A 24,727-nucleotide genomic window follows, 5' to 3' on the forward strand; every position below is an offset into this window, starting at 1 on the left:
TTCTTGATTCGTTTTTTTGATATTGTTTTTTCCCTTTTGGGAATTCTTCTGCTTTCTCCCGTTTTTCTCTTTCTTTATATAGCCATCTGCCTTGAAAGTAAAGGAGGCGGTTTCTATAAACAACTTCGTGTGGGACAATACGGGCGGGATTTTTATGTCTATAAATTCCGTTCAATGCGTGTGGGGGCTGATAAGAAGGGACTGATAACGGTGGGGGGGAGAGATCCCAGAATAACCCGTACCGGGTATTTTATCCGGAAGTATAAATTAGATGAATTACCCCAGTTGTTCAATGTACTGAAAGGTGATATGAGTCTGGTGGGACCACGGCCTGAGGTTCGTAAGTATGTGGATTTGTATACTGATGACCAGAAAAAGGTATTGAGCGTACGTCCCGGAATTACGGATTATGCTTCTATTGAATATGTGGATGAAAATACGATTCTTGGAAAGGCTTCGGATCCCGACAAGGCATATATAGAACAGATTATGCCCGATAAAATACGGTATAATATGAAATATATATGTAATCGTTCGGTGAAGGAATATTTAAAAATTATATTTCTGACATTTTGGAGCATCATTCGTTAGATACGTTTTTGAAGAAAGTGAGGGAAGTTCTTCTTTTTGTTTTTGTACCTTATTACGTGAGAAAGAAGAAGGAGGAGTAGCTCGGGAGTAAGTTCCGGAAAGAAATTAATTCAATAAAAGAGAAAGGATCAGCAATTGCTGATCCTTTCTCTTTTATTGAGCCTCTTGTCGGATTCGAACCAACGACCCCGAGATTACAAATCACGTGCTCTGGCCAACTGAGCTAAAGAGGCGTCATTTCTGTTTTGCGGGTGCAAAGGTAGGAAAAACTTTTAAATTTGCAAATACTTTGGCAAAAAATGCTTCATAAAAATAGTGTTTGATAAATCGGATTCTTTGTTTACTTTTGCAAATCAATTAATTATAGAAAAGTATGAAGAAGAACTTTTTTTATGTATGTGGTCTGTCATTGCTTCTTTGGGGTATGGCAGCATGTTCCGGACAGGGAAAAGCGGATAAAGCAACCGTTGTTGCGGATAGTGTAGTGGTGAAAACGGATAGTGTTGCGGCAGACAGCACAGGATATATTGTGAAAGTAGGAGAGATGGCCCCCGATTTTACTATTACTCTGACAGACGGAAAGCAGATAGAGCTTTCTGCACTTCGTGGCAAAGTGGTGATGTTGCAATTCACGGCCAGTTGGTGCGGAGTATGTCGTAAAGAGATGCCTTTTATAGAGAAAGATATCTGGCTGAAACATCAAAGCAATCCGGAGTTTGCCTTGATCGGTATTGATCGTGATGAACCTCTTGACAAAGTGATTGCATTTGGTAAGTCGGTAGGGGTGACTTATCCGTTGGGATTGGATCCGGGAGCGGATATATTTGCAAAATATGCATTGCGTGAATCGGGTATCACCCGCAATGTACTGATAGACCGGGAAGGCAAGATTGTGAAGTTGACTCGTTTGTATAACGAAGAGGAATTTACTTCACTGGTAAATCAAATTGATGAAATGCTGAAGAAATAAGTTGAACAAGCAGGGGTGATTTTTTGTTTTTAACATGGAATCACCCCATCTTTTTATTTTATGGCTATAACGATTATTATTCTCGTACTGTCGGCTGCCTTTTTCATGAGTGGAAAGGTACGGTCTGACTTAGTGGCATTGTGTGCGCTGGTATTATTAATACTTTTCAATATCCTTACTCCGGAGGAAGCGCTTTCGGGCTTTTCCAATTCTGTTGTTATCATGATGATCGGTCTGTTTGTGGTGGGCGGAGCTATTTTCCAAACGGGGCTGGCAAAGATGATCAGTAGCCGTATCCTGAAGTTTGCGGGAACAAGCGAGTTGAAACTCTTTGTACTGATCATATTGGTGACAGCGGCTATCGGCGCTTTTGTCAGCAATACGGGAACGGTGGCGTTGATGCTGCCTATTGTGGTCAGCATGGCCATGAGTGCCAATATCAATGTAAGCCGTCTGCTGATGCCTCTTGCTTTTGCCAGCAGTATGGGTGGTATGATGACGTTAATTGGTACTCCGCCTAACCTTGTGATACAGAATGCCTTGATTGAAGCCGGATATGAACGGCTCTCTTTCTTTACCTTCACTCCCGTGGGACTGGTATGTGTTACTGTCGGTCTGATTGTGCTGATTCCGCTGAGCAAGATATTCCTGACGAAGAAAACAGATAAAGAAACGCGGGGAAAGCATAAGAATAAGTCGCTTCAGGAATTAGCGGGGGAATATCAGTTATCACAGAACCTGTATAGGGTGGAGGTCGAAGAATCTTCAGGAATTGTCGGTAAAACAATACAGGAGTTAGGGATTCCGCAGAGGTATCATGTGACAATTCTGGAAGTGCGTCGCCGATCGGTTTCATCCCGACACTTTTTTAAGACAAAAAAGCAGGAGATGGCAGAAGCGGGAACCCTGATTGAAGCAGAAGATATTCTTTATGTATTAGGTGAGTTTGAGAACGTGAAACGTTTTGTCGGTGAGAATCGTCTGGCTTTATTGGATACACATAAGACGGAAGGTAATTTGCATAATACGGATGAAGGTTTCGATTTTCAGGAGATAGGCATTGCCGAAATCTTGTTGCTGCCTACTGCCAATTTGATAAACAAACCGGTAAAAGCTTCCGGATTCAGGGAGAATTACAGTATTAATATATTGGGAATTCAGCGCAAGCGTGACTACTTGTTGAAGAACCTGAAGGATGAAAAAATGCATTCGGGAGATGTCTTGCTGGTACAGGGAAGTTGGGCAAACATTGCCAGGCTTGGTGAAGACCAGTCGCAATGGGTCGTTCTGGGGCAACCATTGGCTGAAGCAGCTAAAGTGACCTTGAACCATAAAGCACCGGTAGCGGCACTGATCATGTTGGGGATGATTATAACCATGATGTTTGACTTTATTCCGGTGGCCCCTGTGACGGCAGTAATTGTCGCAGCTCTGCTGATGGTGCTGACCGGATGTTTCCGCAATGTGGAAGAAGCTTATAAAACAATCAACTGGGAGAGTATTGTATTGATAGCGGGAATGTTGCCCATGTCATTGGCATTGGAGAAAACCGGGGCTTCGGAAGTGGTGTCGCAATCATTGGTGAACGGTCTGGGTACTTACGGGCCTTTTGCTTTGTTAGCAGGCATCTATTTCACTACTTCGCTGATGACGATGTTTATCAGCAATACGGCTACTGCGGTGCTGCTTGCTCCTATTGCGCTTCACTCTGCCGTACAGTTGGGACTGAGTCCCTATCCGTTTCTGTTTGCCGTGACGGTGGCGGCGAGTATGTGTTTTGCTTCACCTTTCTCCACGCCGCCTAATGCACTGGTGATGCCGGCAGGACGCTATACATTTATGGATTATGTAAAAGTTGGTCTTCCGTTGCAGATCACTATGGGCGTGGTGATGGTGTTCGTGTTGCCGTTATTGTTTCCGTTTTAGTCTTTTAGGAGGACCGGTTATCGGGAATTTTCATGCCTGCCCGGTCACGGGACAACAGTCAGTTTGGCCAGGTAGTCATAGTGTTTGCCCTCTTTTATCATTTCGGCCTTGAAGCCATTGTCGGCAGCATAGGCACTGAGGGTCTGGAAGTCGATATACAGCCAGTCGAAAGAATCACCTTGAATGTCTTTGTACTGCATGCGGAAGTCGATTTCTCCATAATAATCTCCGGCCAGGTCGATCAGGAAACTTCCGTCTTCATCTTCGAACAGATAGCGGAGGTCACTTGAATCCATCAGGATGCAACCATTCGGGCGGAGTATTTGTTTCATCTTACGGAAGAAGACAGGCATATTCTCCAAGCGTCCGATGATACCGGAACCGTTCATCAACATCAGTATGGTATCAAAAGTATCGGCAAAGTGTTCGTCGAACAGATTAATCTGGCGGGCATCTTTTACTCCCCGTTGTTTCATTACTTCGACGGCCAGAGGAGAGATGTCGATGGCAGAAACTTCTTTGCCGGCTTTCTGAAGAGCAAGGGCGTGGCAGCCACTTCCGGCGCCTACGTCGAGTATTCTTCCGGTAGCCATTTGAAGAGCTGTGCGTTCGAGCAGGGGCATCTGTCCGGCTTCGCGGAAAAGTTGTTTGACGGGTATTTCGTCTTCATCGAACTGAGAAGAAAATACACGCAGTCTGTCTGCCTTGTGATTGTGATAATAATCGGCTATGGCGGCACCCATCGGGTCTTTTTCTGCCGGGAGCAGGAATGTATCCATTGATTGGTTTTTAGTTGTTACAGCGGGCAAAGATAGGGAATTCACAGAAAAAGAGTATCTTTGTCCACGGAAAATATAGAATAAGAAAGGAAAGATTATGAGTTTAGAAGATGCAATTATGGGTGGGATTGTCTTTAAAGGAAAGAAAGAAGGCCCGAAAAAAGATGAAAATAAAGTGAAAACAAAAGCGAAAAAAACAACTTATATAAAGGGAACCCATGGTTCCGGAGCAGCCAAGATGAAAGCTGAAATCCGGCGAAAGAGGGCGAATAGACATAAACGGTAAATAACGATGAACGATAAACTGTTTGCAATATTAATGTGCAGTCTGTTTATCGTTCATTGTTTAGAAACATGCGTCGTTTATCGTTTTAGAACCGCTCCGGCAATATTTCGATCCAGTAATCATCCGGATCGTTGATAAAATACAGTCCCATGGCAGTATTCTCAAAGCATACGCAGTTCATTTCTTTGTGATATTGGCGTATGGCATCATAATCTCCCGTTACACGGAAGCAGAGATGGCTTTCGTTCTCTCCCAATTCATATGCTTCGGTATGGTCTCTCAGCCAAGTGAGTTCCAATAAGAATCCGGTGGTGCTATCTGTGAGATATACCAGGATAAAGGAACCGTCGGCGGCTTCTTTCCGGTGATGTTCTTTCAGTCCCAGTGCTTTTTCGTAGAAAGCAATGCTGCGTTCCAGATCAGTCACATTGATGTTAAAGTGGTCAAATCTACTTTTTATTTCCATTGTTGCTAAGTTTATTTTGTTTTAGGTTAAAATAGAACTTATAAAGTTGCACCACAGATTATACTGATTAGAGCAGATTGTTTATATTAATAATCTAATTAAAATTCAATCTGTGTTTATCCATGTAATCTGTGGTGGCTGATTTATTTCATAAATGCTTTTGTTATTTTACCTGCATAAGTTCTGGGCTGTCCTTCCATTGGTGTCGGGGCAGGCAGCTTCTGACATTCCAGTATGACAGACGGCTCGCTTTGTCCTGTAGGATAGAAACGTATGCTATATGTCTCTGCTTTCTCCAATTGCTCGTAAGGCTGGTCGGGCGAGAGGATACTGAATACAACAGGGCTTCCGGAAATTTTTCCTATGGATCCTCCGGCGTTAGCTGTCATCATGGTCATGTTGAAAGGATCGGAGCCGATAGCGATCACCAGTCGGCCTGCACCCATCTGGATGGCGTTGGCAGGAACTTGATCGGGAGCTACCTCTTTATAGCCCGGCATTGTGCTTGGAGGGGTAACAGGGATTGCGGGGGTAACCGTAGCTGCTTTTTCTACCTTTTCAGTTTCTTTTTCACCACCGATTACCACAACTTTCGGAGCGGTCACTACTGCCGGCTTTTTCGGAGCGGCTTCTGCTGCTGCGGCTTCCTGAGGTTTTTGGCTCAGTGCTTTTGCTGCCTCTTCAAAAAGGTTATCGGCAAAGTCTACCGTCTTCCTGCGCCATTTGGCAAGACCACGTACCAGTTTGGTTTTGGTTTTATTCAGAGCAAATTTATCGGTGATCCATTCTTCGGCTGTATATTTTTCTTTTTCACGATAAGTGTAGCGGATTTTTTCTATTTCCATTGTGCACTTCTGCGGCTGGCAGTTGACGGTGATTTGATAGGTCAGCCAAGTACGGTCCAAAGAAAGAGCGGTAGAGCTGAATACCAGCCATTCTTCGCCGGTTGCGGCAATGACACCTTGGTCTTTATATACCACGCGGCTATTGTTTTTGTTCTGGGCCATGCGTCCGTCAAGCCACTTGAGCATCCGTTCATAGATTTCGTCTTGTGACATGCCGGGAATGCTGAATTCGCGGCTGAAAACTACCCGTCCGTCAACTTCGGGCACGGCGCCCGCAAGGTATCTGCTGTCATCATCATCTTTGTCATTGTCTGCCCAAAGGGTTGCAGGCAGGCAAATCATAAATAACACGAGAAAAAATTGTGTCAGTTTGTTCATAATCGTATGTTTTATTTAGTTATATCTCAAAGCTTTCGCCCCGGTGAGTGATGGTGATGAAACGGCATCCACCGGCTTCGGCTATAGACCGGAAAGCATTACCTCCCTCGTAGTCTTCGCTGAAGTGCATGGGTACAAATATAGTAGTTTTTATTCGTTCGATGAATTGTTGGGCACCTTTCATATAATCTTTTCCCATTCGGCGGTCGACGGGGAACATTACCAGATCGACGGCCGGAGCAGATTCCCGGAGAAATTTCACTTCTGCCAGAAAGTCGCCTTCGGCTTTGCGTATCTCTTGTTCGGTAGACTCTTCGCTCCAATGCCAATTGTTGAGGTCACCGGCATGGAAGATGCTTTTCCCTTGCAGATGAATCAGGAAGGAGATGCCTACGTCCGTAGAACCGAAAGCCTGAATGCGCAGTGTATCATCTTCGTACTCCTCACCTTTATTAATATAGATCGCATCTTCACTTTGTGCCCGATGATGCTTCAGGATATCTTTTGAGAAGATATAGATGATGTCTGGACGTTGCTCTTTCCAGGTCAGTATTTCCCGGTTAAAATGGTCGGGATGAAAATGTGAGGCAAGTACATACAGCTTGCCGGGTCGTTGGAGCAGACGGTCGTGTACGATACCTTTATTTCGTTCCGTTTCCGAAGAGTCCTTGTAATAATCAATGATAAGGGTTACACCTTCTGCTTCGATGGCAAACCCGCTGTGGTATATATAATCCAGAATCATAAGCGGATGTATTTTATGAATGCAATATTACGTATTATTTGTTGGTTGCGCAAGCACAATAACCGGAAATATCAAGGGGCAAGCCTCTCTTTCTGCCAGCTTCCGTCCGCTTGGAGGGTGTAGAGAAAGCGGTCGTGCAGTCGGTTGGCTCTACCCTGCCAGAACTCGATTCGTTCAGGGGTGACGGCATAGCCTCCCCAGTGTACCGGACGTTCCACTTCTCTGCCTACCCATCGGGCAGCTTCTGCAACGAAACTGCGAATCAATTGCATCCGGCTCTTCAACGGACGGCTTTGAGGAGAGATGCGTGCTCCGATGCGACTTTTGTAGGGGCGTTGGTGGAAGTAGGCGTCGGATTCACCGGCAGGGACTTTTGAGGAAATACCTTCAATGTGTACCTGTCTTTCCAGCGCGTGCCAGACGAAAGAGAGAGAAATATACGGATTCTTTGCCAGATGACTGCCTTTACGGCTTTCATAATTGGTATAAAAGATAAATTTTCCGTCATGCAAATCTTTCAGCAATACGGTACGGGTCGATGGTCGCCCTTCGGGGGATACGGTACCTACCAGCATGGCTGTAGGTTCTTCTACCTGTGCATCGATAGCTTCGTGCAGCCATCGGTTGAAAAGAGAAAGCGGGTTGTCGGGAAGATCTCCTTCCTTCAGCCCGCCTTTGGTGTACTCCTGCCGGATGGCAGCGAGGTTGATAGTCTCACTCCCGGCCCCTCTTCCGTGAAGAGGGGAATCAGGATGTGTGGACGTATGATCGGTTGACATAAGCAATTACTTTAAATTTACATCGGTACTTCTATCAGTAATATCTTGGAGTCTTTCAGGGTTTCTATCTCAAAGCTTTTGGTTTCAGAGATTCCCAATCCGTCGCGGCGGGTCAGGATGATATCGTCTATTTTTATTTCTCCTTCGATGAGGAAAACGTAGACTCCCGTATCCGTTCCATGTATCTTGTATTCAAGCGTTTTACCGGCTTCTGCTTCACCCATCGAGAACCAGGTGTCCTGTAGCAGTTTGGCTGGTGTACTGCCATCCGGTGACAGAATTAGGGCCAGTTCGTTTTTCTTCAGCAACCCCCGGATGTCGTAGTCCTGATAGAGTGGGTGGGTGTTTCGCTCTTTGGGCATGATCCATATTTGTAGAAACTCCACAGGTTCCGACTTGCTGCCGTTCATTTCACTATGATAGATGCCTGTTCCGGCACTCATCACCTGAATATCGCCAACAGTGATGGTACGGCTGTTCTTCTTACTGTCTCCGTGTGCCAGAAATCCCTTTAGGGGGATGGAGACGATTTCCATGTTCTTATGTGGGTGGGTCTGAAAACCTTCTCCCGGTGCGACACGATCGTCATTCAGCACCCGTAAAGCGCCGAAGTGGATGCGTTCGGGATTATAATATTCATCAAAGCTGAAACTGTGGTGGCTGTCAAGCCAGTCATATAAAGATCGTCCGCGGGTATCCGAGCGGTGAACTACCTTTTTCATAATGTATCCTTTCTTTTAAAATGTATTCTATAAGCCAAACAATTGGGAAGTATAAATGGTTTGAAGCGTTCACTTTTTTATTAGGAACAAGGGGAAGGAGGCGGTTCCAGAAGAGAAACAATCAGGCTCTTGAAATCCGGTAAACAGAAGAGATTTGAATGCGTTCGGTAAATATGAGCCGGAGAAAATTTTGTTGAAAATATTATTATCTTATTTTTGTGCTTCCAAAATCCGCCAATAGTAAGAAGATATGAGAAAGTTATTGTATGTTATTCTGTTAGTACTGCTTCATTGTTTTATATCTCCGGTGTCTGTTTGCGCCGGAACGTTTTCTTTACCAGACAGTTTGATTACAGATGACAACGTATATAAGTATACATTCTCCGACTTTGAAAAAGCGCAGCAGATCATGGAGCAGTTGAGGAAACAGAAGTCGCTTCCTCCGTTCCGCTTGGATGTGGTGGAAGGCGATTTGTATTTCAATGTAGGGCAATACTACTGGGCGTTGAAATTCTATAAGCGTGCTTTGGAAAGTGACTCGGTGCTCAATAGTGATAAAAACTATATGGAACAGGTGCACCGTATGATTTCGTGTTATGACTGTTTGCACAATGAGAATAAAAAGGCACAGTATGTGGATTTGCTTTTGAAGAGGGCTGAACTGTGTGATGATAAAGCGATGCAGTCCGTTGCTCTGTTTAATATGGGGAAGATGCTCTATTATCAGGGTAATAAGGATAAGGGATATGAATTTATGGAGCAGGCGGTAGCGATGATGGAAAAAACAGATTACCCATATAAGTACGATAACCTGCGCTATAATTACAATACTTTGCTGATATTTCAGGAGTCGGACAGGCGTAGTGAAGAGGCCCTGAAAACACTGGCTGCATTAGAAAGGATTGTGACGGAAGAGACCGGCAGTGAGATACCGATGGAGGGATTGAGCGGAAAGGAAAAAAAGGCAATGTACGCCCATTACGCTGTGGTTCTTTTCCGGTTGGGGCGGTCGGAAGAGGCTGACCGCTATTACCGGCTATTTTTGTCAGTAAGTAAGGAATACGATCGCGATGACTACCTGATTATGCCTTATCTGTTCGATCGGAAGATGTATGATCAGGTGATCCGCATGAATTCCGCTCGTGAAAAGGTATATGTCACGCGGAAAGATACGGTAAATTATTATATGGTCACCATTAAGAAGTCCCTCGGGCGTGCCTATCGGGATAAAGGTGATTACCGGACTGCTGCAAGATATTTTGAACAGCTGGCTGTGTTGCGTGATAGCATTAAGGCCAGAGAGCAGAAAAGTGCTGCATTGGAACTGGCAGCGGTTTATGAAACGAATGAAAAGGATATGTTTATTCAGCAGCAAGCCGCTGATATGCGGATGAGGAATGCCTTGCTGATATTTGTGGTCTGTATTGTTTTTCTGTTAGGGGTACTTTTATGGAGAACCATCCGACATAACCGTACCATACGCCGTAAGAATAAGGCAATGGTAGGAACCATCGAGGATTTGCTGGTTCACAAAGAAGAACTCTACCGGAAAAAAGAGGAGAACCATATATTGAAAGAACAGTTACAGAAAGAGCGGGAAGTACGGACGTATATAGATGGAAATGCATTGCAGGCAGAAGAGCCCGGAAAGTCGGATGTTCCTGTCGATCCGGAGCCCGAGACGGAAGATAACAATGCGGTACACGATAAAATGCTGTTCGACAAACTGGAGCGTGAAATCATTAACCGGCAGTTATATCTTCAGCCGGACTTTTCGAGAGAGGAGTTAATCAAGACAATCTACATTCCCAAGAATAAGTTTGCGCCGCTTTTTAAGCAATATGCCGGAATGAGTTTTTCAAAATACATTAATAATCTTCGTTTGGAGTATGCTGCCAAGATGCTGAAAGATTACCCCGATTATACAGTAGACACGATAGCCCAGGAGTGTGGAATGTCTACCCAATCTTTTTATCGTCTCTTTTCCGGTAAATTTGGGGTGACTCCTACCGATTTTCAGGTAGGAGTACAACGTGTTAGTAATAAGGAAATTACTGAGTGAAAGTGAAAAAATGAGAGACTAAGAGTGAAAAAATGAGAGAATAACCCACTTCAAGTATTTTGATCTGTAAATCTTTCCCTTTACCTTTGAACCACATCAACGAATCTGGTTTAGGTGATGTACTGTACCCAAAATCTGCCGGGAGTTTTCTCCCGGCAGATTATTCTCAGCAAGGCCGGTCACTGCATCAGGCTATTAGAAAATTTCACAGAGTTAATCTTTTAAAAAACACGTATTGTTATGATTAGGAAAGCATTCAAAGTAGGTGATACAATCACCATCAAACGTACCTCACATGCAGGTACTGGTTATCGTTACGCTTTAGTACGCCTGACTGGTGGAGTTGCCCTTGTGGAGGAATTGTCAGAAGATGCCGATACCTTGGGTGGAATGTCTGTACAGTCTTTTACTTTCCAGTTTTTGCAGCCGGGACAGGTAGAGATTCAGTTTGCCTATTATCGTGATGTCACGGGAGTTCTTTACGAAGACGTATTCCCTTATACGGTGGTTACTTCCGAGAAAGCGGATATAATAACAGGAGGCTGGGGAGAATTTGAACCGTTAACGGATCAGGATAAAGAATTGTTCCAGACCTGCATGACTTTGAAAGGGGTGGATTACACTCCACTTCTGGTTGCCAAACAACTGGTAAGCGGCTATAACTACCGCTTCATCTGTATGACTAAAACAGTAACCCGCGAGCCCAAGTATGGTTTTGCTAAAGTAACTATTTATGCTCCGCTGAAGGGGGAACCTTTGTTAGAGAGCATTGTGGAATACTGATGAAAAAAGGGTGAACCGAAGGCACATAAATAGAGAATGCTAAATAGTAATCCCGGACATTATGTATTTCATCCGGGTCCCCCCCTTGGATTAAGCCTGCCGTTTCTTGAGAAAGAAGTGGCAGGCATTATTGTTTGTTACACATCACTTTTTCGTGTTGCTCTTTTCTAAGCATTGCCCAGTTTCACTTCATTCACTAAAGGTTTCCGGTTCTTGAAGTCCCGTATGTTCTCCAAAGTCGTTGCTGCAATATTAGCCAGAGCCTCGCGGGTAAAGAATGCTTGATGAGAAGTTACGATCACGTTATTGAATGACAGCAAACGTGCCAGCACATCGTCGTCGATGATACGGTCCGATTTATCTTCGTAGAAGTATTCGCTTTCTTCTTCATAAACATCTAGTCCGGCCGAACCGATCTTTTTATTTTTTAATCCTTCGATTAGCGCATTGGTATGAATCAGCTGTCCCCGTCCGGTATTGATGATCATTACTCCGTCTTTCATTTTGCTGATCGAGTAGTCATTGATCAGATACTTTGTCTGTTCAGTGAGCGGGCAGTGCAATGATATGATATCCGAGCTGTGGTATAATTCATCGAGCGTCGTATATACTATCTGGTTCTCCCGTGCAAAGTTATAATCCGGATATAGGTCATAGGCCAATATGTTCATGCCGAATCCTTTGAGGATGTGTATCAGTATTTTTGCAATCTTTCCCGTACCGATGATACCTGCTGTTTTTCCGTGCATATCGAAACCTAACAGTCCATGCAGAGAGAAGTTCCCATCCCGTGTACGCCACGAAGCTCTCGGAATCTTCCGGTTGAGTGAAAGCATCAGGGCAACCGTATATTCGGCTACGGCATACGGTGAATAGGCCGGGACGCGGACAACGGTTACTCCGTTTTCGGCAGCGGCTTTTAAGTCTACATTATTATATCCGGCACAGCGAAGAGCGAGTAATTTCACCCCGTTGGCGGCCATTGTTTTTATTACTTCAGCATCAGCTGTGTCGTTCACGAAAATGCAGACAGCATCCACTCCTTGGGTCAGCAGCACGTTGTGCCGGTTCAAGTGACCTTTGAAAAATCGGAGTTCGAATCCGAATTCTTTGTTTTTTTCGTTGAAAGAAGCTTCATCGTAGGGTTTGGTACCAAAAAATGCGATTGTATATGCCATAGTTTTCTTATTTTATATTCTATAATATAAAAACGTTTAGCAATGGAGTAATGTTTGGCTTTCTGAGTGTCTTTTCTTATGATGTTTTCTTGTTCGTTTCAATCGAAACAGTTTGTGTTTTCAATTAATTTGTTGGTGAAAACGTAATTAGATGCACAGAAATATTCGTCATGTGCAATATTATTGTACCTTTGCGCCCGAAATAACTTAAAAAAGATTTAGATGAGAAAATTATTCTTGATTAGCATCGGGTTGCTAATCGTTTCAACTTCAACTTTTGCGGGAGGTCTCCTGACAAATACCAATCAGCACGTATTGTTTTTGAGAATGTTGGCTCGTGATGCTTCTACACAAATTGACGCAGTATATTCCAATCCGGCAGGTGTCGCCTTCATGGAAGATGGTTTTCATCTGTCTCTCAACGGACAGAGTGCTTTCCAGACAAGAACCATCACTTCTACTTTCGCTCCATTTGCAGGCTTTGGCGGAAACGCTACAAAAGTATATAAAGGTGAAGCTTCGGCTCCGTTCATCCCTAGTGTATTTGCAGTATATAAGAAGGATAAGTGGGCATTCTCTGGGAATTTTGCAGTAACCGGTGGTGGTGGTAAGGCTACCTTTAATGAGGGATTGGGTTCATTCGAGTCATTGGTATCTGTAGTGCCCGGAATGATGGTAGCTGCCGGTAAAGAAATGGTAGACGGAGGCATTCTGCCGATTAATATCTTTGAAGGTACCAATAAATACTCGGTTGACAGCTATATGCGTGGTAAGCAGATGATTTTTGGTCTTCAACTGGGAGCATCTTATAAAATCACCGATTACTTGTCTGCATTTGCCGGTGTACGTATGAATTACGTAAGCAATGGATATGAAGGACATATTCGTAATATTGAAGCTAATATCGGTGGAGGAGAAATGGTAAATGTGAACAAATATTTCAGCGATTATGCCAAGCAAGCCAGAACAGCTGCAGATGCTTATCTGGCAGCGAATGATATGGTTAATTATGCAAAATATGATGCTATCGCAAAGAAAGCGACCGGTGTTGCAGAATTGACGGCTGATAAAGAGTTGGACTGCGACCAGACAGGTTGGGGGGTAACTCCTATTTTGGGCTTGGACTTTAAGATGAATAAGTGGAACATTGGTGTAAAATATGAGTTCAACACCAAACTGAATGTAGAGAACAAGACTCGTATAGATAATACAGGGCTGTTTGCGAATGGAGTAAATACTCCGCACGATATTCCGGCTTTGTTGACAGTAGGTGTTTCTTATGAAATTCTTCCGGTACTTCGTGCTTCAGTTGGTTATCATCATTTCTTTGATACCAGTGCACGTATGGCCGATGCTAAAGATCCTGTGACCGGCCAGACTATGGGTAAACAGCATTTCATCAAACAAGGTACTAACGAATATTTGGGTGGTATCGAATGGGATGTTTGTAAATGGGCCCAGGTAAGTGCCGGTATGCAACGTACCAAATATGGTGTAGGTGATAATTACCAGAGCGATATGAGTTTTGCAGTTAGTTCTTATTCATACGGTTTTGGTGCCGGATTCGACATTGCGAAGAACCTGAAACTGAACGTTGCTTATTTCTGGACTGATTACGATAAATATACCAAAGAGACTCCTAATTATGGAGGTACAGGAATCTCCGGAAAGGATGTCTTTACTCGTACCAATAAAGTATTCGGTATCGGTCTCGACTATAAGTTCTGATACAAGGCTTCTACTAATCTTTATTAATATAACTCTCAAGAAGGATCGGATTACTCAAATAATCCGGTCCTTTTTCATTTAACCTCCTATATTAAGATTATCTTTGTGTTCTAATCCCGAAAGATATGAGAGACACATTTTTTCTTTTCTTTGCTGCATTGAGCTTTGCATGCGTTTCTTGCAGCCGGACTAATCCCGTGAAAGAGCCCGATATTCTGAAAGTGGAGCTGAAAGAAACTCCTGTTTCCGTTTCCGAACTGTTTTCTAAAGTTGAAGTGATTCCGTTGGAAACCTCGGACAGTTGCCTGCTGGCCACAATTTTGAGAGTGCTTGTTTCCGGAGATACTACTTATATATTGACTCAGGATTATCCTACTTTCAGGCATATCACGTTGATGGCTTTTGATAAAAAAGGGAACTATCTCCGTTCTATCGGGAGAGTAGGGCAAGGTCCCGGTGAATATTCACAGATTTATGATGCAGTCATTAATGACCAACGAAAACTGGTGTATATGCTGTCTCCTTTCGGTTCGATGTATACCTATCGGCTGGACGGTTCGTTTATAGATAAAAAGATACTGCCGGAGAAGATAAACTTCCAGAAGATAGGATTGACTCCGGGCGGTGACCTGTTGACGTGGTCGGCACTGAACAAAGATGACGGGGCTTGCGTCATGCGGTTGGAGCCCGATTCGGCGAAGTTGATCAATGAGTTCTGGTCTGATCACTTCTGTCTGAACTGGGCTTGTTGGGATGTATTTTATTCTTATCAGGGTAAAGCCTACTTTTCTCCTACGTTTTATGAAGAAGTTTACGAAATCACACGGGATAGCCTTCGTGTAGCTTATCGCTGGGATATGGGAGAACAGAATATAAATATAGAGCAGTATCATTTTAATTCAGGGCCGGATACACGCAAGGAAGAGGAAGAACGGCTGAGGGAATACCGTAAAACGGGTAAGATAGCCTTTAATTTCACCAAGCAATATCAGACGGATAAATACTACTATGCGCAATTATTCAGTATGTCATCCTATCCCCAAAGGAAACTTACAAATCTTCTTTATCGCAAAAAGGATGGAGTTGTTTTTTATTTTGAGAAGACACGGGAGGGCATCCGGATCAGCCCGGAGGTGGTGACTGAGGACTTTATGCTTTGCATCGTTCCGACCGAGGAGTTGGAAAATTATAAGAGTATACTTCCCGAGGGAGAATATCGGGCATTAAGTAAAAGAGTGGAAGATGATAATCCCTGTGTGGTGAAATTTTATTTTTAGCCCCATCTCCGTAGGGTAATAACAGAGACGGGGCTGGGTTCGTCCTTGGACTTTTTTTACGTTAGAGTTCAGAGAGATTTATAAAAAGTTAGAACGAATATTGTACCAATGCGTTCATGCGGTTGGCATGACGGGTATTGCTACTGAAGTCCGTACGCCATCCTCTCAGATATTCGGCGCCTACCTGTAAGTTGCTGGTTACGTTCCAAAACAGGTTAGCCACCAGATATTGGCCCTTCCGGTACATATCGGGTACATCGCTTGGATACGTGTGTTCCGAGTAGAGGCGTGACAAACTGTAAGTGCCCGATACAAATACATCTTTGCTGATGTTGTATTGCAATCCGGCGAACCATCCCAACATGGGGAGCGTCTGCATGCGCCCTTCTTTTTCCGGGTTAGGAACAATATCCACATTCAGGTTGCTCAAGTCGTTCAGATATTGTCCGATACCCCTTCCGTAATTCACCTGTCCGTATACTTGCCATTTCGGAGTTACGTTGAAGGAAGTCGAAGCTTGAAGTCCGTATCCGGCTTTTGAGTGCGCCTTATTGTCTACGGAACTTGAATAAGTCATGCTGCGAACGATGGCAGCTAACTTCAGGTGGCTGTTGGCATTCCAGTTATACTGTGCTGAGGCAGTGAAGTCGGGCATACGCTGGGTGTTGATGGTGAGATACTGATTCGTGGTACCGTCTACCGATGGCATTTCGACACCGACGCCGAATTTCCAGTTCTTCAGCTTGTCACACATATAGCTCAATTGAGTGGTTCGATAGAAAGCCGAGCCGTTAGGGCCTGCAAAGTCGATGGTAGGAGGCAGGGCGGCAAGGTCCATAAAGTTACCATAGCTGTATCCCAGAGTAAAGCCGAGGAAGGTAGCATAAGCATTCTGCAACTCGAAAGTCTTTCCGTCTCCACGGAAGTTTGCAGCAGTATAAACCACGAAGTCACCCAGACGTTTGGTATGTCCCACCAGTTTCAGGAAAAGAGTCGAAGTGCTGATATCCATCTGGAACTGATTGCGTGCACGGTCGGCAGAGCCTTTATTAGGAATCAGCGCCGGATAGAAGTCTACATCTTTCACAATTCCCCCGAAGTCATATTCGGCGGTTGCCCGTACATATCCGCCGATACCCAGTGCGAACTTTCCTTGCCGGTCGGTCAGTACGAAGCGTGGAGCCTTCGGTTCCTGGAAACGCGGAAGATGCGTCTCGTTCATGATCCGGATAATCTCGTCTCCGGCTTTGTCGGTCGATACAAACATCACGGAGTTCGGTTCTTCATCTTCGATGATTACTTTTTTCTGGGCATGTGCCGCTACAGGCAAGAGTCCCAATCCGAGTAGCATAGCTACAGATCTAAAAAATGTTTTCATTATAAGTTAAGTTTTAGGTGAATTGCCCTATTGAACAACTTAAATGGGAAATGGTTGAAGGGCCGAGGGAAAAATCGCCAAATTATGCGGAAGAATTGCTATAGGACAGACCGTTTAAAATGCGAATCTTTGCATATTCGATAATCAGAAAGAAAGAAGAGCAATGGAAAAGATGAATATTACCCATAAGATAGTGGCTATGCAGCCCGAACTGGAACATTTTGCCTATAAACTGACTGCTGACCGGGAGTCGGCCAATGATCTGGTACAGGATTGTCTGTTGAAGGCATTGGACAACAAAGAAAAATTTGTGCATACCCAGAATTTCAAGGGATGGATGTATACCATCATGCGCAATATCTTTATCAATAATTACCGTAAGTCGTTACGTGAAGTGGATATGACCGATTCCACCTATAATCTCTATGCGCAAACCATGACGGAAGGTGAGGACGGCAACCGCTTTGAAACAATTTACGATCTGAAGGAACTCTATAAGGTGATTAATGCCGTTCCCGAAGAGTTGAAGAAGCCTTTCCTGATGTTTGTTGCCGGATTCAAGTATCGTGAGATAGCTGAGAAGATGGATTTGCCGGTAGGGACTATCAAGAGCCGTCTGTTCCTGATCCGCAAAAGATTACAGCAGGATTTGAAAGACTTCTCGTAAGAGCGCTTATTAAGATCGATGCCGGATTTTCCGGAAGTATGAATGGGCTTTTGCAACTCTGTGACAAGAGTAAAAAGAATAGTGTGTTAAGTGTTTGTTATGTTGTACCCGGACGGGGCATTACATTATATGTTATCGCGATAACAATATATGTAATGCCCCGTTACATATATTGTTATTTTGTCGATTAAAAAAGAATTGCTACCTTTGCTGCCCGTAAACGTATGATGCCGTGAATAGCGGTCGTGTATTCTAGAACACCACGTAAAAAACAGGAATTATGAAAGAAAAAGTATCTATACCCTTCATGTTGCTCGGCATTCTGTTCAACGTCTGCCTGATTGCAGCAAACCTTCTCGAAACCAAAGTGATTCAGGTTGGCAGTATCACTGTTACTGCCGGATTGCTGGTGTTTCCCATATCCTATATTATCAATGACTGTATAGCCGAAGTATGGGGATTTAAAAAGGCCCGTCTGATTATTTGGAGCGGATTTGCCATGAACTTCTTTGTGGTAGGCCTCGGGCTGATTGCCGTGGCGTTGCCCGCAGCACCTTTCTGGGAAGGCGAACAGCATTTTGATTTTGTGTTCGGCATGGCTCCCCGCATTGTTGTAGCCAGTCTGTTGGCCTTTCTGGTCGGTTCGTTTCTCAATGCCTATGTCATGAGTAAAATGAAAGTGGCCAGTGGCGGACGTAATTTTTCTGCCCGTGCCATCTGGTCTACGGTAGTGGGAGAAACGGCCGATTCACTGATCTTCTTTCCCATCGCATTCGGCGGACTGATTGCCTGGCCCGAGTTGTTGGTGATGATGGGCACTCAGATTGTGCTGAAGTCCCTTTACGAAGTGATTATCCTTCCGATCACCATCCGTGTCGTGAAAGCCGTTAAGAGAATTGACGGGAGCGATGTTTATGATACCGACATCTCCTATAATGTACTTAAGGTAAAGGATATATAATAAGGAGAACTTAAAAACACTTTTTTCAAGAAAATAAATGATGAAAAATGATTCAGCAGTAGTTCTGTTCAGTGGCGGACAGGACTCTACAACGTGTTTCTTCTGGGCGAAGAAACATTTCAGCAAAGTATATGCGCTTAGTTTCCTGTACGGACAGAAACATGCACACGAGGTAGAACTGGCCCGGGGAATAGCCGAAAGGGCAGGAGTGGAGTTTCATGTGATGGACACCTCTTTTATCGGGAGCCTTGGAAGCAATTCGTTGACGGATACCAGCATCTCGATGGACGAAGACAAGCCGGAAGATTCGTTCCCGAACACCTTTGTTCCGGGACGTAACCTGTTTTTTCTGAGTATTGCCGCTGTCTTTGCCCGTGAACAGGGAGCTTTCCACTTGGTTACCGGAGTTTCGCAGACCGATTATAGTGGTTATCCCGATTGCCGCGACTCGTTTATCAAGTCGTTGAATGTCACTCTGAATCTGGCGATGGACGAACAGTTTGTTATCCATACACCGTTGATGTGGATCGATAAAGCCGAAACCTGGGCATTGGCGGACGAACTCGGCGTATTCGATCTTGTACGGAACGAGACGCTGACCTGTTACAACGGGATTCCTGCCGACGGGTGCGGACACTGCCCGGCATGCAAATTGCGGAAACAGGGGCTGGAAGAGTATTTAAGTAAAAGAAACCGTTAAATGATTAATAGATTATGACTGAACTGAAAGACCAGCTTTCTTTACTGGGAAGAAAGACCGAATATAAGCAGGATTATGCTCCCGAAGTATTGGAATCCTTCGATAACAAGCATCCTGAGAACGATTATTGGGTACGTTTCAATTGTCCGGAGTTTACCAGCTTGTGCCCCATAACGGGACAACCGGATTTTGCCGAAATACGTATCAGTTACCTGCCCGATGTGAAGATGGTGGAGAGCAAGAGCCTTAAGCTATATCTGTTTAGCTTCCGCAATCACGGTGCTTTTCATGAAGATTGCGTGAATATCATAATGAAAGACCTGATCCGTTTGATGGATCCCAAATATATTGAAGTGACCGGTATCTTTACACCCCGCGGCGGTATTTCGATTTATCCGTATGCCAACTATGGTCGCCCCGGAACGCAATATGAAGAGATGGCTGCCCGGCGGTTGATGAATCATGAATAGGGGATAACCCTATTCATGGTGATAGGGCCCGCCGTTCAGTATGGTCATGGCCCTATACATCTGTTCTACAAAGATCAGGCGGATCATCTGGTGCGAAAAAGTCATTTTCGACATGGATATCTTTTCGTGTGCCGCATCATATACCTTTTGTGAAAATCCGTAAGGTCCTCCTATGATGAATACCAGGCGTTTGTTGACGTTTACCAGTTTCTTCTCCATCCAGCGTGCAAATTCCACCGAACGCATCTCTTTTCCGTGCTCGTCCAGCAACACTACCACGTCTCCCGGTTGGAGGGCTTTGCCTATCAGTTCGCCTTCCTTCTCCTTTTGTTGTTCCGGGGTGAGGCTTTTCGTGTTTTTCAATTCGGGAATCACCTCCATATCGAAAGAAATGAAGTGTTTAGTACGCTCTATGTAATCGTTAATTGCAGTGATATAATGCTGCTCTACAGTCCGTCCTACGACGATAAGGGTTGTTTTCATTCAAGTGCAAACTCTTGTTTATTGCACAAAAATAAGAAAAAAATGTTGTTTTTAGCATTAAATACTTACCTTTGCGTATCGATAATACTTGTGATTATGAAAAAACGGGTACTTTTATGGATGGCCGGACTCGTATTCGCTGTAACTTCGCTCTTCGCACAGGACATACCGGTGGGCGTGGTCGTGGCGTTTAAGAAAGGAAACTCCCAAGAGCTGAACAAGTATTTGGGAGAGAAGGTGGATCTGGTAATTCAGAATCGCTCGACAAGCGTCGACAAACAGACTGCTGAAGGGACACTTGCTTCTTTCTTTAATAGCAACAAGGTGAGTGGTTTTAATGTAAATCACGAAGGTAAGCGAGAGGAGTCGAGTTTTATTATCGGTACCCTGACCACTGCTAACGGCAATTTCCGGGTGAACTGTTTTTTCCGCAGGGTACAGAACAAATATTTTATAAATCAAATAAGAATAGATAAAACCAATGAATGAGTTAATAGACAGACTGATTGATCTGGCCTTTGCCGAAGACATAGGTGATGGCGACCACACAACACTTTCCTGTATTCCCGCCACTGCAATGGGAAAATCGAAACTTTTGATTAAAGAAGCCGGTGTATTGGCCGGTATCGAAATTGCCAAAGAAATATTTCACCGTTTCGATCCGACTATGAAGGTTGAGGTGTTTATCAACGACGGTGCCGAAGTGAAGCCGGGTGATGTGGCAATGGTTGTGGAAGGTAAAATTCAGTCTCTGCTTCAGACAGAACGTCTGATGCTGAACGTGATGCAGCGTATGAGCGGCATTGCCACTATGACACGCAAATACGTGAAGCAGCTGGAAGGCACCAAAACACGTGTGTTGGATACCCGTAAGACTACTCCGGGACTCCGTATGCTTGAGAAAGCGGCGGTAAAGATTGGCGGGGGTGTCAACCACCGTATCGGACTTTTCGATATGATTCTTCTGAAAGATAATCACGTGGACTTTGCCGGTGGCATTGATAAGGCCATCAACCGCGCTAAAGAATATTGCAAGGAAAAAGGAAAAGATCTCAAGATTGAAATCGAAGTGCGCAATTTTGACGAACTTCAGCAGGTGTTGAATATCGGTGGGGTAGACCGCATCATGTTCGATAACTTCACTCCCGAAAATACAAAGATAGCTGTCGAGATGATCGGCGGAAAATATGAGACCGAATCGTCCGGTGGTATCACGTTCGATACACTCCGTGACTATGCCGAGTGTGGTGTAGACTTTATTTCGGTAGGTGCCCTTACCCATTCGGTAAAGGGACTCGATATGAGTTTCAAGGCATGCTGACATTTTGAACGGTCGGCGATAAACGTTCTTAAGCGATAAACGATGAACAGGCTACGCATTGATGCAAAGGCCTATTCATCGTTTATTGTTTCTTTAACTTCTTTTTGCACTATTGTTTGCAGCATTCGTTGCATCCTTGCGTCTAATAGACAAACGACGCAGACATACGTTCGATTTTAAAAAGACAATTGACATTGGAAAACGAGATAGAACTGATAAAGGGCTGTCGGGCAGGAAAGGATTCGGCCCGTAAGGAACTTTACACCCTATACTCGAGGCAATTGTTGGCGGTATGTTTCCGCTATACGGGCGATATGGAAGCGGCGCACGATGTACTGCATGACGGTTTCATCAAAATATTCACCAACTTTTCGTTTCGTGGTGAGTCTTCGCTCGGAACGTGGGTGACCCGGGTGATGGTGACTCAGGCACTGGATTACCTGCGAAGGCAAAAACGGATCAGTCAGTTGGTGATACACGAGGATCAGCTTCCTGATATTCCCGATCTTCCGGAAGGAGGGGAGGCAGGACCGATATCCGAAGAACAGTTGATGAAGTTTGTCGCAGACTTGCCCGATGGCTGCCGGACGGTTTTTAACCTTTACGTGTTTGAGGAAAAGTCTCACAAAGAGATAGCCGAAATGTTGGGTATCAAGGAGCATTCATCCACTTCGCAGTTGCACCGTGCAAAGTTTTTATTGGCAAAAAGGATTAAAGAATATAGAAATCATGAAGAGAGAAAATGATGAAATAACCGATCTGTTCCGTTCCCGTCTCGGCAACGCCGAGATGACTGTGCGGGATGGTTTCTGGGAAGAACTGAATTCTGAGGTGATGGTGCGTTGCCATCGTCGGAAGGTGTTTTTCTTCCGCGTAGCGGCAGCCGCTTCCGTACTGCTGGTACTGGCTGCTTCATCGGCTGCTTTTTGGTTCTTCTCTCCGAAAGAGGAGATAGAAGAAGCCTTTACCCAGGTAGCGGTTGTCAGTGGAAATGCGACTCACCTGGATGGTGACGTGGTGAAACAGGATTTCACTCCCGTACATTCCGAGCCTGTTTTGAGTAAACCGACGCCTAAGCGTTTCGGTACTCTGGCCCAATATCAGGACGAAGATGATGATTCGGTTTCGGTTACGGTTTCCATGTCATTCAGCTTCTCTGCAACGACTACACGCAGAGGACAAAATAATCATCCGGATAAAAACTATTGGCAGGCCAGTGGAGATGGACAGACCTTGGCAAATTCTGCTGATGAATCCCCGTCTTCCGATTATATGGCTATGACCGCTAAAGCCCGGACATGGGCTGTAAAGGCGGCAGTCGGTACCGCATTGCCTGCCGGAGATGGTAAATATAAGATGCCTGTTACGGTCGGTCTGACGGTAGAGAAAAAAATAAATAAACATTTAGCCGTAGAAACCGGTTTATTATATTCCAGTTTGCGTGCCGGACAGAACTTGCATTATCTGGGAATTCCCGTAAAACTGAACGTGACACTTGCGGAAATGCCGAAGTTGGATATATATGCTTCTGTAGGTGGAGTTGCGGATAAGTGCATAGCGGGAGCACCCGATAACAGCTTCAAACAGGAGCCTGTGCAACTGGCCCTTACCGCAGGAGTGGGAGTGAACTATAAAATTAATGATAAACTGGCTTTATTTGCCGAACCGGGAGTGTCGCACCATTTCAAGACAGACTCCAAGCTGGAAACAGTACGTTCGGCACGGCCTACGAATTTTAACCTGATTTGCGGTCTGCGCATGACCTATTAACCATTTAGTACGGACGTTATGAAAAAAACATTTTTTATGCTGCTCACGGTTGTTTTATCATTGCTTACTTGTGTAAGTTGCAGCGAAGAGACATTAGATTACAATAACCCGGATGTAGACCTTTTCGTAAGGCAACTCAAAGCGGGGAACTATAATACCAAGAGCCCGAAGGGCTTTGTAGAAGTGCCTAAATTTACGGAGAAGGATATTCCGGCATTGCTGAATTATGCGGAAGACCTGACTCAGGTTGCTTCTTTTCCGCTTCCGCCGGTATCTGCTTACTATAGCGGTAAGGTCCGGTTGGGCGAGTGCATGTTGTGGATCGTAGAAACCATTCGGTTAGGGCATTATGCGTCGTTTGGCTGCAAAATGGTGAGAGCCAATGCCGAGAACTACGAGGGCATCTATTTCTTGACCGATGAAGAGTTACTTGATGCTGCTGCCCGGTATCGTCGCTGGTGGGAAAACAGGCAGTATCCTCGTACGGCATGGACCATTGACGCATGCTTTGACGAGCCCCTTTGCGGGAGTGGATACCGTTGGTGGTAAAAAACTAAATCAGATGAAACGTATCGACTTTCTGGTGCTGTCTTCAGGGGCGGCAGTGATCCTTTATGCCCGATGAACAGCCACGTAAAGGAATTCAAAGACAGGAGCATGCGAAGTAGGTACTTTCATCTTATTAAATAAGTGTAGAAGAATGAAGCGTTTGATATTGTTTATATGGTTATGTCCGATGGTCCTGATAGCCCGTGCCCAATGGACTGCGAAGGATTCATTGAATCTGCAACGCATCCTGAACGGCCAAGAGGATATCAAGCTGAATATGGATGCTGTGAAACAGATTGATTTCAACAGCTTGCCGGGTGCTCCCAAAATGTCGAAGGAGAAGCCCGGTCTGAAATTGGACGAGACGCTTCCACAAGTGCTTGATAGAAAGAAAATTGTGTTGACTCTCCGGCCTTATACGGCCAATACCAAATATAACTGGGACCCTATTTACCAAAAAAAGATACAGGTGGATGCCGATACGTGGCGGGGAGATCCGTTTGTCGAGTTTTATGAGACCGTTCCTTCCAACTGGGCTAAAAATGTATACGATAAAGGTATCCGCAGTTCATACGAGGAAATCCGTTCCAGTGGGTTGCGGCATAATCTGTTTGGCGAACGTGCCAATGGCAGGATGGTGACTACGCAGAGCATGGTGCATACCTCTGCCATGAAGCTTGGCAAAAGTGGAGTAACTGTGAGTGGAGGCACTATCGGAGGTCTTGACCTGATGACTATTTTCACAAAAGATTTCTGGGACAAAAAAGGACGTGAACGGAGGGCGCGTACACTGGAAGTTCTGAAAGCGTATGGTGATTCGACAACGGTGTTGCTTCCTGAACCGATTATACATTGAATTTGTTAAAAGATAAATAGGGGGATTCTTGCCTTCTTTTTTCAAAAACGATATGAC

At 44.7% G+C, this 24,727-nt stretch carries 27 protein-coding genes and 1 tRNA gene; 18 read left to right on the plus strand and 10 right to left on the minus strand.

Going from position 1 to position 24,727, the window contains the following annotated elements:
- Positions 1–3: 3 nt before the first annotated feature.
- Entirely contained in the window at positions 4–591 is a 588-nt protein-coding gene (locus tag R3O62_RS11320) for a sugar transferase (protein WP_188521101.1), read from the plus strand.
- Positions 592–750: 159 nt separating this feature from the next.
- Here the strand turns inward: R3O62_RS11320 and R3O62_RS11325 are convergent.
- Positions 751–824: transfer RNA gene (locus R3O62_RS11325), tRNA-Thr, on the minus strand.
- 140 nt (positions 825–964) lie between these two features.
- Between R3O62_RS11325 and R3O62_RS11330 the strand changes: the two genes are divergently transcribed.
- On the plus strand, positions 965–1,561 hold the full coding sequence (locus R3O62_RS11330; RefSeq protein ID WP_223127558.1) for a TlpA family protein disulfide reductase: 597 nt from the start codon (positions 965–967) through the stop codon (positions 1,559–1,561).
- 60 nt (positions 1,562–1,621) lie between these two features.
- Positions 1,622–3,487 carry an SLC13 family permease gene (locus R3O62_RS11335; RefSeq protein WP_269110152.1) on the plus strand — a complete coding sequence of 622 codons (1,866 nt, stop codon included), beginning with the start codon at positions 1,622–1,624 and terminating at the stop codon, positions 3,485–3,487.
- Positions 3,488–3,531: 44 nt separating this feature from the next.
- Here the strand turns inward: R3O62_RS11335 and R3O62_RS11340 are convergent, their stop codons facing one another.
- On the minus strand, positions 3,532–4,266 hold the full coding sequence (locus tag R3O62_RS11340; protein WP_032535974.1) for a class I SAM-dependent methyltransferase: 735 nt from the start codon (positions 4,264–4,266) through the stop codon (positions 3,532–3,534).
- A 97-nt stretch (positions 4,267–4,363) separates the two neighbouring features.
- Here R3O62_RS11340 and R3O62_RS11345 point away from each other — a divergent pair, with 97 nt between their 5' ends.
- Positions 4,364–4,552, plus strand: a complete 189-nt coding sequence (locus R3O62_RS11345; protein ID WP_005776115.1) for a hypothetical protein — start codon at positions 4,364–4,366, stop codon at positions 4,550–4,552.
- Between the two features lie 85 nt (positions 4,553–4,637).
- On the opposite strand, the gene R3O62_RS11350 is transcribed toward R3O62_RS11345, so the two are convergent.
- The 5 genes from R3O62_RS11350 to R3O62_RS11370 all read right to left on the minus strand — a co-directional run bounded on the left by R3O62_RS11350 (position 4,638) and on the right by R3O62_RS11370 (position 8,487).
- A complete protein-coding gene (locus R3O62_RS11350; protein WP_005776116.1) occupies positions 4,638–5,018 on the minus strand; it encodes a VOC family protein in 381 nt (126 codons plus the stop codon).
- Positions 5,019–5,161: 143 nt separating this feature from the next.
- A complete protein-coding gene (locus tag R3O62_RS11355; protein WP_005776117.1) occupies positions 5,162–6,241 on the minus strand; it encodes a DUF4468 domain-containing protein in 1,080 nt (359 codons plus the stop codon).
- A gap of 19 nt (positions 6,242–6,260) precedes the next feature.
- Complete coding sequence (locus R3O62_RS11360; RefSeq protein WP_005776118.1) at positions 6,261–6,986, minus strand: MBL fold metallo-hydrolase; 726 nt, start codon at positions 6,984–6,986, stop codon at positions 6,261–6,263.
- Between the two features lie 71 nt (positions 6,987–7,057).
- Entirely contained in the window at positions 7,058–7,765 is a 708-nt protein-coding gene (gene pdxH, locus R3O62_RS11365; RefSeq protein WP_122143564.1) for a pyridoxamine 5'-phosphate oxidase, read from the minus strand.
- Between the two features lie 17 nt (positions 7,766–7,782).
- A complete protein-coding gene (locus R3O62_RS11370; protein WP_032530180.1) occupies positions 7,783–8,487 on the minus strand; it encodes a pirin family protein in 705 nt (234 codons plus the stop codon).
- Between the two features lie 250 nt (positions 8,488–8,737).
- On the opposite strand from R3O62_RS11370, the gene R3O62_RS11375 reads away from it, so the two are divergent.
- Complete coding sequence (locus R3O62_RS11375) at positions 8,738–10,549, plus strand: helix-turn-helix domain-containing protein (RefSeq protein ID WP_250705171.1); 1,812 nt, start codon at positions 8,738–8,740, stop codon at positions 10,547–10,549.
- Between the two features lie 240 nt (positions 10,550–10,789).
- A complete protein-coding gene (locus R3O62_RS11380) occupies positions 10,790–11,332 on the plus strand; it encodes a protease inhibitor I42 family protein (RefSeq protein ID WP_005809524.1) in 543 nt (180 codons plus the stop codon).
- Positions 11,333–11,499: 167 nt separating this feature from the next.
- Here the strand turns inward: R3O62_RS11380 and R3O62_RS11385 are convergent, their stop codons facing one another.
- Entirely contained in the window at positions 11,500–12,510 is a 1,011-nt protein-coding gene (locus tag R3O62_RS11385; protein WP_005776126.1) for a 2-hydroxyacid dehydrogenase, read from the minus strand.
- 222 nt (positions 12,511–12,732) lie between these two features.
- Between R3O62_RS11385 and R3O62_RS11390 the strand changes: the two genes are divergently transcribed.
- Both R3O62_RS11390 and R3O62_RS11395 read left to right on the plus strand, forming a co-directional pair.
- Positions 12,733–14,238 carry an OmpP1/FadL family transporter gene (locus R3O62_RS11390; protein WP_022011298.1) on the plus strand — a complete coding sequence of 502 codons (1,506 nt, stop codon included), beginning with the start codon at positions 12,733–12,735 and terminating at the stop codon, positions 14,236–14,238.
- A gap of 125 nt (positions 14,239–14,363) precedes the next feature.
- Complete coding sequence (locus R3O62_RS11395; RefSeq protein WP_032539824.1) at positions 14,364–15,515, plus strand: 6-bladed beta-propeller; 1,152 nt, start codon at positions 14,364–14,366, stop codon at positions 15,513–15,515.
- Positions 15,516–15,603: 88 nt separating this feature from the next.
- Here R3O62_RS11395 and R3O62_RS11400 read toward each other — a convergent pair whose 3' ends face one another.
- Positions 15,604–16,893, minus strand: coding sequence for a DcaP family trimeric outer membrane transporter (locus R3O62_RS11400; RefSeq protein WP_317472678.1), 1,290 nt, complete (start codon positions 16,891–16,893; stop codon positions 15,604–15,606).
- Positions 16,894–17,056: 163 nt separating this feature from the next.
- Between R3O62_RS11400 and R3O62_RS11405 the strand changes: the two genes are divergently transcribed.
- The 4 genes from R3O62_RS11405 to queF all read left to right on the plus strand — a co-directional run bounded on the left by R3O62_RS11405 (position 17,057) and on the right by queF (position 19,691).
- On the plus strand, positions 17,057–17,560 hold the full coding sequence (locus R3O62_RS11405) for an RNA polymerase sigma factor (RefSeq protein ID WP_005809512.1): 504 nt from the start codon (positions 17,057–17,059) through the stop codon (positions 17,558–17,560).
- Between the two features lie 280 nt (positions 17,561–17,840).
- On the plus strand, positions 17,841–18,521 hold the full coding sequence (locus tag R3O62_RS11410) for a queuosine precursor transporter (RefSeq protein WP_005776226.1): 681 nt from the start codon (positions 17,841–17,843) through the stop codon (positions 18,519–18,521).
- Positions 18,522–18,561: 40 nt separating this feature from the next.
- The gene (queC, locus tag R3O62_RS11415) at positions 18,562–19,221 is read left to right on the plus strand and encodes a 7-cyano-7-deazaguanine synthase QueC (protein WP_317472746.1); all 660 of its coding nucleotides are present in this window, start codon (positions 18,562–18,564) and stop codon (positions 19,219–19,221) included.
- Between the two features lie 14 nt (positions 19,222–19,235).
- Positions 19,236–19,691 carry a preQ(1) synthase gene (queF, locus tag R3O62_RS11420; protein ID WP_317472677.1) on the plus strand — a complete coding sequence of 152 codons (456 nt, stop codon included), beginning with the start codon at positions 19,236–19,238 and terminating at the stop codon, positions 19,689–19,691.
- A gap of 9 nt (positions 19,692–19,700) precedes the next feature.
- Here queF and rlmH read toward each other — a convergent pair whose 3' ends face one another.
- The gene (gene rlmH / locus R3O62_RS11425; RefSeq protein WP_005776229.1) at positions 19,701–20,174 is read right to left on the minus strand and encodes a 23S rRNA (pseudouridine(1915)-N(3))-methyltransferase RlmH; all 474 of its coding nucleotides are present in this window, start codon (positions 20,172–20,174) and stop codon (positions 19,701–19,703) included.
- A 96-nt stretch (positions 20,175–20,270) separates the two neighbouring features.
- Between rlmH and R3O62_RS11430 the strand changes: the two genes are divergently transcribed.
- From R3O62_RS11430 to R3O62_RS11455, 6 genes are all read left to right on the plus strand, one after another.
- A complete protein-coding gene (locus R3O62_RS11430; protein WP_005776230.1) occupies positions 20,271–20,663 on the plus strand; it encodes a DUF4783 domain-containing protein in 393 nt (130 codons plus the stop codon).
- Positions 20,656–21,495 (plus strand): carboxylating nicotinate-nucleotide diphosphorylase, encoded by an 840-nt coding sequence (gene nadC / locus R3O62_RS11435; RefSeq protein WP_005809499.1) that lies wholly within the window; start codon positions 20,656–20,658, stop codon positions 21,493–21,495. Before R3O62_RS11430 ends, nadC begins: the two co-directional genes overlap by 8 nt.
- Positions 21,496–21,689: 194 nt before the next feature.
- The gene (locus R3O62_RS11440) at positions 21,690–22,241 is read left to right on the plus strand and encodes an RNA polymerase sigma factor (RefSeq protein ID WP_005809497.1); all 552 of its coding nucleotides are present in this window, start codon (positions 21,690–21,692) and stop codon (positions 22,239–22,241) included.
- The gene (locus R3O62_RS11445; RefSeq protein WP_220391211.1) at positions 22,225–23,265 is read left to right on the plus strand and encodes an outer membrane beta-barrel protein; all 1,041 of its coding nucleotides are present in this window, start codon (positions 22,225–22,227) and stop codon (positions 23,263–23,265) included. Before R3O62_RS11440 ends, R3O62_RS11445 begins: the two co-directional genes overlap by 17 nt.
- Positions 23,266–23,301: 36 nt before the next feature.
- Positions 23,302–23,814, plus strand: a complete 513-nt coding sequence (locus R3O62_RS11450; RefSeq protein WP_005819122.1) for a DUF4943 family protein — start codon at positions 23,302–23,304, stop codon at positions 23,812–23,814.
- A 151-nt stretch (positions 23,815–23,965) separates the two neighbouring features.
- Positions 23,966–24,670, plus strand: a complete 705-nt coding sequence (locus R3O62_RS11455; RefSeq protein WP_005776237.1) for a DUF4858 domain-containing protein — start codon at positions 23,966–23,968, stop codon at positions 24,668–24,670.
- Positions 24,671–24,727 lie beyond the last annotated feature (57 nt).

It is taken from the genome of Bacteroides hominis (genome assembly GCF_033042785.2).
In the GTDB taxonomy this organism is placed as follows: domain Bacteria; phylum Bacteroidota; class Bacteroidia; order Bacteroidales; family Bacteroidaceae; genus Bacteroides; species Bacteroides hominis.

Excerpts from the sequence above, each read along its gene's own strand:
- R3O62_RS11330 (WP_223127558.1), top strand. The coding sequence starts at position 965 with ATGAAGAAGAACTTTTTTTATGTATGTGGTCTGTCATTGCTTCTTTGG.
- R3O62_RS11335 (WP_269110152.1), top strand. The coding sequence starts at position 1,622 with ATGGCTATAACGATTATTATTCTCGTACTGTCGGCTGCCTTTTTCATG.
- R3O62_RS11340 (WP_032535974.1), bottom strand. The coding sequence starts at position 4,266 with ATGGATACATTCCTGCTCCCGGCAGAAAAAGACCCGATGGGTGCCGCC.
- R3O62_RS11345 (WP_005776115.1), top strand. The coding sequence starts at position 4,364 with ATGAGTTTAGAAGATGCAATTATGGGTGGGATTGTCTTTAAAGGAAAG.
- R3O62_RS11350 (WP_005776116.1), bottom strand. The coding sequence starts at position 5,018 with ATGGAAATAAAAAGTAGATTTGACCACTTTAACATCAATGTGACTGAT.
- R3O62_RS11355 (WP_005776117.1), bottom strand. The coding sequence starts at position 6,241 with ATGAACAAACTGACACAATTTTTTCTCGTGTTATTTATGATTTGCCTG.
- R3O62_RS11360 (WP_005776118.1), bottom strand. The coding sequence starts at position 6,986 with ATGATTCTGGATTATATATACCACAGCGGGTTTGCCATCGAAGCAGAA.
- pdxH (WP_122143564.1), bottom strand. The coding sequence starts at position 7,765 with ATGTCAACCGATCATACGTCCACACATCCTGATTCCCCTCTTCACGGA.
- R3O62_RS11370 (WP_032530180.1), bottom strand. The coding sequence starts at position 8,487 with ATGAAAAAGGTAGTTCACCGCTCGGATACCCGCGGACGATCTTTATAT.
- R3O62_RS11375 (WP_250705171.1), top strand. The coding sequence starts at position 8,738 with ATGAGAAAGTTATTGTATGTTATTCTGTTAGTACTGCTTCATTGTTTT.
- R3O62_RS11380 (WP_005809524.1), top strand. The coding sequence starts at position 10,790 with ATGATTAGGAAAGCATTCAAAGTAGGTGATACAATCACCATCAAACGT.
- R3O62_RS11385 (WP_005776126.1), bottom strand. The coding sequence starts at position 12,510 with ATGGCATATACAATCGCATTTTTTGGTACCAAACCCTACGATGAAGCT.
- R3O62_RS11390 (WP_022011298.1), top strand. The coding sequence starts at position 12,733 with ATGAGAAAATTATTCTTGATTAGCATCGGGTTGCTAATCGTTTCAACT.
- R3O62_RS11395 (WP_032539824.1), top strand. The coding sequence starts at position 14,364 with ATGAGAGACACATTTTTTCTTTTCTTTGCTGCATTGAGCTTTGCATGC.
- R3O62_RS11400 (WP_317472678.1), bottom strand. The coding sequence starts at position 16,893 with ATGAAAACATTTTTTAGATCTGTAGCTATGCTACTCGGATTGGGACTC.
- R3O62_RS11405 (WP_005809512.1), top strand. The coding sequence starts at position 17,057 with ATGGAAAAGATGAATATTACCCATAAGATAGTGGCTATGCAGCCCGAA.
- R3O62_RS11410 (WP_005776226.1), top strand. The coding sequence starts at position 17,841 with ATGAAAGAAAAAGTATCTATACCCTTCATGTTGCTCGGCATTCTGTTC.
- queC (WP_317472746.1), top strand. The coding sequence starts at position 18,562 with ATGAAAAATGATTCAGCAGTAGTTCTGTTCAGTGGCGGACAGGACTCT.
- queF (WP_317472677.1), top strand. The coding sequence starts at position 19,236 with ATGACTGAACTGAAAGACCAGCTTTCTTTACTGGGAAGAAAGACCGAA.
- rlmH (WP_005776229.1), bottom strand. The coding sequence starts at position 20,174 with ATGAAAACAACCCTTATCGTCGTAGGACGGACTGTAGAGCAGCATTAT.
- R3O62_RS11430 (WP_005776230.1), top strand. The coding sequence starts at position 20,271 with ATGAAAAAACGGGTACTTTTATGGATGGCCGGACTCGTATTCGCTGTA.
- nadC (WP_005809499.1), top strand. The coding sequence starts at position 20,656 with ATGAATGAGTTAATAGACAGACTGATTGATCTGGCCTTTGCCGAAGAC.
- R3O62_RS11445 (WP_220391211.1), top strand. The coding sequence starts at position 22,225 with ATGAAGAGAGAAAATGATGAAATAACCGATCTGTTCCGTTCCCGTCTC.
- R3O62_RS11450 (WP_005819122.1), top strand. The coding sequence starts at position 23,302 with ATGCTGCTCACGGTTGTTTTATCATTGCTTACTTGTGTAAGTTGCAGC.
- R3O62_RS11455 (WP_005776237.1), top strand. The coding sequence starts at position 23,966 with ATGAAGCGTTTGATATTGTTTATATGGTTATGTCCGATGGTCCTGATA.